This is a genomic window from Streptomyces sp. NK15101 (assembly GCF_020400725.1).
Lineage (GTDB): Bacteria > Actinomycetota > Actinomycetes > Streptomycetales > Streptomycetaceae > Streptomyces.
Map to the genome: position 1 here is coordinate 149,475 of NZ_JAINVG010000010.1, position 8,038 is coordinate 157,512.

Consider the following 8,038-nt stretch of genomic DNA (forward strand, 5'->3'; position numbering starts at 1 on the left):
ACACCGTACGCCCCGGGACCTCCGGCGGACCGCGTGGGCGGGACAGAATGGCCCCGATGAAGACGCTGCCCCCGATGCGCACCGGCGCCGACGACGGCTGGTCCCTGGTCGTCCCCCTGAAGCCCCTCTACCTGGCGAAGAGCAGGCTGGCCGCGGCGGCGGGCGCGCGGCTGCGTCCCCGGCTCGCGCTGGCGTTCGCCGAGGACACCGTGGAGGCGGTGCTGAACTGCGCACGTGTGCGCGATGTGGCGGTCGTCACGGACGATCCGGTGGCCGGCGCGGCGCTCGCGGCGCTGGGCGCGCGGATCGTGCCGGACTCCCCGGCGGCGGGGCTCAACGCGGCGCTCGCGCACGGGGCCCGCGCCGTGCGCTCCGGGCGGCCGTACGCGCGCGTGGCGGCGCTCAACGCCGACCTCCCGGCGCTGCGGCCCGCGGAGCTGACCCGGGTCCTGGACGCGGCCGGCAATTTTCCGAGGGCATTTCTCGCGGATGCCGCCGAAATAGGTACGACATTCCTCTCGGCGGGGCCGGGGGCGGAATTGGAACCGGCATTCGGAGGTCCGTCGAGGCTTCGGCATTTGTCTTCGGGGGCGGCCGAAATCCGGCTCGCCGGGGTGGATTCCGTACGCCGGGACGTGGACACCGGGGAGGATCTGGCGGCGGCGCTGGCGCTGGGGCTCGGTCCGCGGACGGCCGCCCGGTGGGCGACGGCGGCCGGATAGGCTGCGGTCCATGCAGGCGACCGCGTTCACGTACGACCCCGAGACCCGCAGCGGCAGTGTGCTGCTCGACGACGGCACCCCCGTGGAGTTCGGGGCGGAGGCCTTCGAGGCGGGCGGGCTGCGGCTGCTGCGGCCGGGGCAGCGGGTGCGGATCGAGGCCGAGCCCGGCACGTCGGGGGCGGGGCTCCGGATCACCCTGGTGACGCTGCAGACCTTCTGAGACGCGCCGCGGGCCGGGCTCCCCGGGGGGAGCCCGGCCCGGCGGGTCGGTACCGCGCGTCCTACTTCTTGGCGGCGGTCTTCTTGGCGGTCGTCTTGCGCGCCGTCGTCTTCTTGGCGGGCGCCTTCGTCGCCGTGGCCTTCTTCGCGGCCGGCGCGGTCTTCTTGGCGGGGGCCTTGGTCGCCTTCTTGGCGGTGGCGGCCGTGGTGGTCTTCTTGGCGGCGGCGGTGGTCTTCTTCGCCGCGGCCGTCGTGGTCTTCTTCGCGGCCGGCGCCTTCTTCGCGGCGGCGGCCGTGGTGGTCTTCTTGGCGGCGGCGGTGGTCTTCTTCGCCGCGGCCGTCGTGGCCTTCTTCGCCGGGGTCGCCTTCTTCGCGGCGGCCTTCTTGGCGGTGGTGGCCTTCTTGGCGGCGGCCTTCTTCACGGTCGCGGAGGCGCCACCGGTGAGGCTGCCCTTGGGGGCCTTCTTGACGGAGACCTCGCCGCCCTTGGGGAGCTTCTTCGAGCCGCTGACCAGGTCCTTGAAGCCCTGACCTGCACGGAAGCGCGGGACGGAGGTCTTCTTGACCCGGACGCGCTCACCCGTCTGCGGGTTGCGGGCGTAGCGGGCCGGCCGGTCGACCTTCTCGAACGAGCCGAAACCGGTGACCGAGACCCGGTCACCGGCCACCACGGCACGCACGATGGCGTCGAGCACGTGGTCGACGGCTTCGGCGGCCTGCTGACGACCGCCCATCTTGTCGGCAATCGCTTCTACGAGCTGCGCCTTGTTCACGTCTTCCCCTTCGGAGACATTGCCAGAACGAAAGTGTTCAAGCTTTTTCGCACGTTAGGCATGTATATACCGCAAATCAAACACGAAACGGTCTAATCACCCTAGTGCCGCAACGCGGAAGTTCCGTTGCGGAGTTCCTGGTGTCAGTCGTCCTCTGGGAATCGGCCCTCGTCGAGGTCCTTCATCAACCGGTCGAGACGCGTCGCCGCGTCCTTGAGATCGTGCTTCGCCGCTGCCGTGACGCCCAGCAGCTTCCGGGACAGCGCCATCCTTACGCCCTCCGGGACTTGCAGTGAGCGCACCCTTGTGTGCGCTTCCTTCAATCGGGCGGCGACTGCCTCGTAGAGCTCGAGTTGGCTGTCGCGTTCCATGCACCGATTGTGCCATCTAGGGCGAGTTGTCGCCCGACAGGGTCTCAACAAGCGACTGCGCCCCCCACCGGTCGGTGGGGGGCGCAGTCTTGGAAAAGCGCTGCTCAGACCGTAATTGTACGGGGCTTGAAGGCCGGTCGAGCAGCCTCGTACGCAGCGATGTCGGCTTCGTTCTGAAGGGTGAGGCTGATGTCGTCGAGGCCGTTGAGCAGTCGCCAGCGGGCGTTCTCGTCGAGCTCGAAGTCGGCCTCGATCCCGGCGGCCAGGACCTTGCGGGCCTCCAGGTCGACGGTGATCTCGGCGGTCGGGTCGGCCTCGGTCAGCTCCCAGAGGGCGTCCACCGTCTCCTGCGGGAGGACGACGGTCAGCAGGCCGTTCTTCAGCGAGTTGCCGCGGAAGATGTCGGCGAAGCGGGAGGAGATGACCGCCTGGAAGCCGTAGTTCTGGAGCGCCCAGACGGCGTGCTCGCGGGAGGAGCCGGTGCCGAAGTCGGGGCCGGCGACCAGGACCGTGGCGCCCTGCCGCTCGGGGCGGTTGAGGACGAACTCGGAGTCCTTGCGCCAGGCCTCGAAGAGACCGTCCTCGAAGCCGTCGCGGGTGACCTTCTTCAGCCAGTGCGCCGGGATGATCTGGTCGGTGTCGACGTTGCTGCGGCGCAGCGGGACGGCCCGGCCGGTGTGCGTGGTGAAAGCTTCCATGGTTCCTCAGACCCCCGCGGTGGTGGCGACGTCGGACAGATCGGCCGGGGAGGCCAGGTGGCCCAGGACGGCGGTGGCGGCGGCGACCTGGGGGGAGACCAGGTGCGTCCGGCCGCCCTTGCCCTGCCGGCCCTCGAAGTTGCGGTTGGAGGTGGACGCGGAGCGCTCACCGGGGGCCAGTTGGTCGGGGTTCATGCCCAGGCACATCGAGCAGCCCGCGTGCCGCCATTCGGCGCCGGCCTCCTTGAAGACCTTGTCCAGGCCCTCCTCGACGGCCTGCAGGGCGACCCGGACCGAGCCGGGGACGATCAGCATGCGGACGCCGTCGGCGACCTTGCGGCCCTCCAGCAGGGCGGCCGCGTTGCGCAGGTCCTCGATGCGGCCGTTGGTGCAGGAGCCTACGAAGACGGTGTCGACCTTGATGTCGCGCAGCGGCTGCCCGGCGGTCAACCCCATGTACTCCAGGGCCTTTTCGGCGGCCAGGCGCTCCGAAGCGTCTTCGTACGAAGCCGGGTCGGGGACGCTCGCCGAAAGCGGCGCACCCTGGCCGGGGTTGGTTCCCCAGGTGACGAAGGGCGCCAGCTCGGCCGCGTCGATGACGACCTCGGCGTCGAAGACCGCGTCCTCGTCGGACTTCAGGGTCTTCCAGTACGCGACGGCGGCGTCCCAGTCCTCGCCCTCGGGGGCGTGGGCGCGGCCCTTCAGATAGGCGAAGGTGGTCTCGTCGGGGGCGATCATGCCCGCGCGGGCGCCGGCCTCGATCGACATGTTGCAGATGGTCATCCGGGCCTCCATCGAGAGCTTCTCGATGGCGGAGCCGCGGTACTCCAGGATGTAGCCCTGGCCGCCGCCGGTGCCGATCTTCGCGATGATCGCCAGGATCAGGTCCTTGGCGGTGACGTCCTCGGGCAGCTCGCCGTCGACCGTGATCGCCATGGTCTTGGGGCGGGCCAGCGGCAGCGTCTGGGTGGCGAGCACGTGCTCGACCTGGCTGGTGCCGATGCCGAAGGCCAGCGCGCCGAAGGCGCCGTGCGTGGAGGTGTGCGAGTCGCCGCAGACCACGGTGGTGCCGGGCTGGGTCAGGCCCAGCTGGGGGCCCACGACGTGGACGACGCCCTGCTCGACGTCGCCGAGCGGGTGCAGCCGGACACCGAATTCGGCACAGTTCTTGCGGAGGGTCTCCAGCTGGGCGCGCGAGACCGGGTCGGCGATCGGCTTGTCGATGTCGAGGGTCGGGGTGTTGTGGTCCTCGGTGGCGATGGTGAGGTCGAGGCGCCGCACCTGTCGGCCGTTCTGGCGGAGGCCGTCGAAGGCCTGCGGGCTGGTCACCTCGTGCAGCAGGTGCAGATCGATGAAGAGGAGGTCGGGCTCGCCCTCGGCGCGCCGGACGACGTGGTCGTCCCAGACCTTCTCCGCGAGTGTCCTACCCATCGCTTTCCCTCCGGCCGACGTCTACGCCGGCACAACTAGAGACCCGTTTCGCGGGCCGTTGTGCGGCCGCCTCACCAGAGTCACAGGTTCCGAGAAAAATTGAACTTGCGTTTCACAGAGTGAGACGCGAATATCGTTGCATGGACAACTCTAGCGGCGTAGGCGTTCTCGACAAGGCAGCCCTTGTCCTGAGCGCCCTGGAGTCCGGTCCGGCCACCCTCGCAGGACTGGTCGCGGCGACGGGACTCGCACGACCCACGGCACATCGTCTCGCCGTGGCACTGGAACACCACCGGATGGTGGCGCGCGACATGCAGGGCCGGTTCATCCTCGGACCGCGCCTGGCGGAGCTCGCCGCCGCGGCCGGCGAGGACCGCCTGCTCGCGACCGCGGGCCCCGTTCTGACGCATCTGCGCGACGTCACCGGCGAGAGCGCCCAGCTCTACCGGCGCCAGGGCGACATGCGCATCTGCGTGGCGGCGGCCGAGCGGCTCTCGGGTCTGCGGGACACGGTCCCGGTCGGCTCGACGCTGACCATGAAGGCCGGCTCGTCCGCGCAGATCCTGATGGCCTGGGAGGAGCCCGAGCGGCTGCACCGCGGCCTCCAGGGCGCCCGCTTCACGGCGACGGCCCTGTCGGGCGTGCGGCGCCGCGGCTGGGCCCAGTCGATCGGCGAGCGGGAGCCGGGCGTCGCGTCCGTCTCCGCGCCCGTACGCGGCCCCTCGAACCGCGTGGTGGCCGCCGTCTCGGTCTCGGGCCCCATCGAGCGTCTGACGCGCCACCCGGGCCGCATGCACGCCCAGGCGGTCATCGACGCCGCCGCCCGTCTCTCCGAGGCGCTCCGCCGCAACGGCTGATCTTCCCTCTTCACCTGTACGTTCCCCGGCCCACCGCTCCAACGCCGCAGCGGTGGGCCGGAGTTGTGCGCGCGGTGCCGAACAGCGAAGAAGCCCTCCCCCGAAGGGAAGGGCTTCTTCGTCTCGTACCCCCGACCGGATTCGAACCGGCGCTACCGCCTTGAGAGGGCGGCGTGCTAGGCCGCTACACAACGGGGGCAAGATCTTGCGTCCACGCGACGGATCGCCTGGATTTACTGCGCTGGCCTACCTGGACTCGAACCAAGACTAACTGAACCAGAATCAGTCGTGCTGCCAATTACACCATAGGCCACTGGTGGTTTAGGACCAGTTGGTACCCCCGACCGGATTCGAACCGGCGCTACCGCCTTGAGAGGGCGGCGTGCTAGGCCGCTACACAACGGGGGCCCTAGCGATCCTGCATCAGGATCACCGGGAGCTACCCAGGTGATCCCGCGGGAAGGATCTGTACCCCCGACCGGATTCGAACCGGCGCTACCGCCTTGAGAGGGCGGCGTGCTAGGCCGCTACACAACGGGGGCTTGTGGATGCCATCCACAGGTGCAGATGAGCTCTGCGAGCTGGCCTACCTGGACTCGAACCAAGACTAACTGAACCAGAATCAGTCGTGCTGCCAATTACACCATAGGCCACCGGAACTTGATCACTTCGAGAAGGGATCCTGCTCGGCTTGCGCTTCCGGGGCTTTCCGGCCTTTCGGCCCGTTCCCCTCGGCGCAGAAAGAACATTACCCGAAGGTGGACGGTGCTCCAAAACGCGTATCCGCACGCAGCAGCGCGGGCAGCTGGCGGAGGTCGGTGATGCGGGTCAGCTCGGGCCTCCCGCCGGTCCCCGCGCGGTCCAGCCAGATCCCCCGGAGCCCCGCCTCCACGGCGCCCCGGGCGTCGATGTCCGGCTGGTCCCCGACGTACGCCACCTGGTGGGGGCGCAGGCCCAGGGCGGCGCAGGCGGCGTGGAAGGCCTCCGGGGCCGGCTTGGCCACCCCCAGCTCGGCGGCGCACACCACGGCCTCGAAGCGGTCCCGTACGCCCAGCGCGCGGAGCTTGTGGTCCTGGTTGTGGATGCTGGAGTTGGACAGCACTCCGTGACGGTAGTCACGGGCCAGTAGGTCGAGGACGGGCACGGTGTCGGGGAAGAGCTCCCAGGCGGCCTCGTAGTGGATCACGTACCGGTCGAACCAGTCGTCGGCCTCGGCGGCCGTGAGCGCCGGCCGACCGAGGAAGTCCCGCACGCGGCCGCGCCGCTGCTCCCGGAAGTCCCCGCCCGCGGCCTCGTACCGGCGCCAGTGCAGCTCCGTGAGCTCCTTCCAGCGCCGCAGGGCCTCCTCCGCGGACCCCCAGGCGTCCAGCAGCCCCTCGGCGGCGAGATGCGCCCGCATCCCGGTCCGGTCGGCGCTCGCGTAGTCGAAGATCGTGTCGTCGATGTCCCAGAGCACCGCGCGGATGGTCATGGGAACGACGGTACCGCTCCTGAGCAGTGAGCAGGAGTGGGTCTCGGCCCCACGCCTGGGCGAGGCGATCGGCATCCCGTCCATGTCCACACCGGCCACCCCACCTGCCCGGAGCGCGGCGAGGAGGACGACGGGGAGGGCCTTGCGAGTCCAGGAGGCGCCGGGACGCCGGCGGCCACGGATCACGTCCAGGTGGATGCGGTGAGCGACGGCCCGGTTCTCCGCGAGGCGGTCGCGCCACTCCTCGCCCGGTGCGGGAACGGCACCTTCGCGGCCGCCCCCCTGCTCCCTCCCCCTGGGGCGGCGGTCAGGCCGTGAGGTCGAGATCGCGGGGTGCGACACGGAAATCGGTGACGAAGCACACGACCTCGCCGGAGGCGTCCCGTCCGATCCACGTCGGATAGCAGCCGTCACCCCAGCCCGAGGCGAACCCGGCCAGACTGTGACCGTCGTCCCCCTCGGCCATGAAGACGGCCGGTCCGTACCCGACGGTCTCCATCGCGGCCCATACGGCTCCCTCCTCGTCCTCCGTGCCGGGGAAGGCGCCGTCGGCGGAGGCGTCGTAGAAGCAGCCGGTCCCGGCGTCCACGCCGTACCCGAAGTCCTCGTCCTCACCCGGCTCGGCAGGATCGTCGCCCGGAACCAGGGCGAGCTCCCGGCAACGGCCGGGACGTCGCGGACGACGAGCCGGGCGGCGGCGATCCGGGTGTGCGGCCGCGCCCCGGGCCGGTCCGCGGGGTGGACGAGCGTGGCGACGGCGGCGTCGACGCGATACCGGCCGGGGTCCACCTCGACGGTGAAGGGCTCGGCGTCGCCGGTGCCCAGGTACACGAAGGGATCACAGGCCACCAGCCGGCCGGTCGGCAGGCCCGGTTTCCCGACCTCGACGACGGACAGGGTTCCACGCCGTCCGTCGTCCCCGTACGAGAAGGAGGTGCCGGGAGTGAAGATCCGGGCGAAGTCCGGGGCGGGACTCGACATGGCGGTGGGCCTCTCGGAAGTGGTGCGCGACAGCGCCGACCCCAGGGCCTGTCTGACAAATGATCACCCGGCGGGTTCGCGGAGCCACAGGACCAGAGCTGCCACGACGATTCCAGCCCGGTAACGATCGGCGAGCTTGTCGAACCTCGTCGCGATCGCACGGAACCGCTTGAGACGGGCGAAGCATCGTTCGACCACGCTGCGGTCGCGATATATGCCTTTGTCGAAGGAGGGTGGGCGACCACCCTGGGTTCCACGTCGCTGGCGGTTGGCCGTCTGGTCGCGGCGTTCGGAGATCGTGGCAATGATGCCCCGGCGCCGCAGCGGGTGGCGTATCGCCCGGCTGGAATACGCTTTGTCGCCGGCACCCGCGCCGGTGTCGTGCGGGGTCGGCCTGTAACGGCGCGCGGGATGCGGATGCTGTCGAGGACCTGACCGAACGCGGTGGCATCGTCGACGTTGCCGGGTGTGAGCACGATGGACGGCGGGAGGCCCCGGCCGTCGACGGCGAGGTG

9 protein-coding genes, 5 tRNA genes and 2 pseudogenes are annotated in these 8,038 nt (G+C 70.4%); 3 read left to right on the top strand and 13 right to left on the bottom strand.

From position 1 onward, the window contains the following. Positions 1–56: 56 nt before the first annotated feature. The gene (cofC, locus tag K7G60_RS08450) at positions 57–722 is read left to right on the top strand and encodes a 2-phospho-L-lactate guanylyltransferase (RefSeq protein ID WP_225800175.1); all 666 of its coding nucleotides are present in this window, start codon (positions 57–59) and stop codon (positions 720–722) included. 10 nt (positions 723–732) lie between these two features. Next, the gene (locus tag K7G60_RS08455) at positions 733–942 is read left to right on the top strand and encodes a hypothetical protein (protein WP_030551092.1); all 210 of its coding nucleotides are present in this window, start codon (positions 733–735) and stop codon (positions 940–942) included. A 61-nt stretch (positions 943–1,003) separates the two neighbouring features. Here the strand turns inward: K7G60_RS08455 and K7G60_RS08460 are convergent, their stop codons facing one another. From K7G60_RS08460 to leuC, 4 genes are all read right to left on the bottom strand, one after another. Continuing rightward, a complete protein-coding gene (locus K7G60_RS08460) occupies positions 1,004–1,714 on the bottom strand; it encodes an HU family DNA-binding protein (RefSeq protein ID WP_225800176.1) in 711 nt (236 codons plus the stop codon). Positions 1,715–1,857: 143 nt separating this feature from the next. Beyond that, positions 1,858–2,085, bottom strand: coding sequence for a hypothetical protein (locus tag K7G60_RS08465; protein WP_225800177.1), 228 nt, complete (start codon positions 2,083–2,085; stop codon positions 1,858–1,860). 104 nt (positions 2,086–2,189) lie between these two features. Beyond that, entirely contained in the window at positions 2,190–2,783 is a 594-nt protein-coding gene (leuD, locus tag K7G60_RS08470; RefSeq protein ID WP_225800178.1) for a 3-isopropylmalate dehydratase small subunit, read from the bottom strand. A 6-nt stretch (positions 2,784–2,789) separates the two neighbouring features. Further along, positions 2,790–4,214, bottom strand: coding sequence for a 3-isopropylmalate dehydratase large subunit (leuC, locus tag K7G60_RS08475; protein ID WP_225800179.1), 1,425 nt, complete (start codon positions 4,212–4,214; stop codon positions 2,790–2,792). A gap of 140 nt (positions 4,215–4,354) precedes the next feature. Between leuC and ndgR the strand changes: the two genes are divergently transcribed. Continuing rightward, positions 4,355–5,071 (top strand): IclR family transcriptional regulator NdgR, encoded by a 717-nt coding sequence (gene ndgR, locus K7G60_RS08480; RefSeq protein WP_005311436.1) that lies wholly within the window; start codon positions 4,355–4,357, stop codon positions 5,069–5,071. A 126-nt stretch (positions 5,072–5,197) separates the two neighbouring features. Here ndgR and K7G60_RS08485 read toward each other — a convergent pair. The 9 genes and pseudogenes from K7G60_RS08485 to K7G60_RS08520 all read right to left on the bottom strand — a co-directional run. After that, a tRNA-Glu gene (locus tag K7G60_RS08485) sits at positions 5,198–5,270 on the bottom strand. Between the two features lie 42 nt (positions 5,271–5,312). After that, positions 5,313–5,384: transfer RNA gene (locus K7G60_RS08490), tRNA-Gln, on the bottom strand. Between the two features lie 19 nt (positions 5,385–5,403). Then, a tRNA-Glu gene (locus K7G60_RS08495) sits at positions 5,404–5,479 on the bottom strand. A 61-nt stretch (positions 5,480–5,540) separates the two neighbouring features. Next, positions 5,541–5,613 (bottom strand) — tRNA-Glu (locus K7G60_RS08500). Positions 5,614–5,652: 39 nt separating this feature from the next. Further along, positions 5,653–5,724 (bottom strand) — tRNA-Gln (locus tag K7G60_RS08505). 95 nt (positions 5,725–5,819) lie between these two features. After that, on the bottom strand, positions 5,820–6,542 hold the full coding sequence (locus tag K7G60_RS08510; protein ID WP_225800180.1) for an HAD family hydrolase: 723 nt from the start codon (positions 6,540–6,542) through the stop codon (positions 5,820–5,822). Between the two features lie 307 nt (positions 6,543–6,849). Continuing rightward, positions 6,850–7,188, bottom strand: a complete 339-nt coding sequence (locus K7G60_RS39130; RefSeq protein WP_308080475.1) for a DUF4241 domain-containing protein — start codon at positions 7,186–7,188, stop codon at positions 6,850–6,852. A 74-nt stretch (positions 7,189–7,262) separates the two neighbouring features. Next, positions 7,263–7,523, bottom strand: a pseudogene (locus tag K7G60_RS39135) (DUF4241 domain-containing protein); the annotation flags it as partial. A gap of 44 nt (positions 7,524–7,567) precedes the next feature. Continuing rightward, positions 7,568–8,038: pseudogene (locus K7G60_RS08520) on the bottom strand (IS5 family transposase); the annotation flags it as partial.

Excerpts from the sequence above, each read along its gene's own strand:
- cofC (WP_225800175.1), top strand. The coding sequence starts at position 57 with ATGAAGACGCTGCCCCCGATGCGCACCGGCGCCGACGACGGCTGGTCC.
- K7G60_RS08455 (WP_030551092.1), top strand. The coding sequence starts at position 733 with ATGCAGGCGACCGCGTTCACGTACGACCCCGAGACCCGCAGCGGCAGT.
- K7G60_RS08465 (WP_225800177.1), bottom strand. The coding sequence starts at position 2,085 with ATGGAACGCGACAGCCAACTCGAGCTCTACGAGGCAGTCGCCGCCCGA.
- leuD (WP_225800178.1), bottom strand. The coding sequence starts at position 2,783 with ATGGAAGCTTTCACCACGCACACCGGCCGGGCCGTCCCGCTGCGCCGC.
- leuC (WP_225800179.1), bottom strand. The coding sequence starts at position 4,214 with ATGGGTAGGACACTCGCGGAGAAGGTCTGGGACGACCACGTCGTCCGG.
- ndgR (WP_005311436.1), top strand. The coding sequence starts at position 4,355 with ATGGACAACTCTAGCGGCGTAGGCGTTCTCGACAAGGCAGCCCTTGTC.
- K7G60_RS08510 (WP_225800180.1), bottom strand. The coding sequence starts at position 6,542 with ATGACCATCCGCGCGGTGCTCTGGGACATCGACGACACGATCTTCGAC.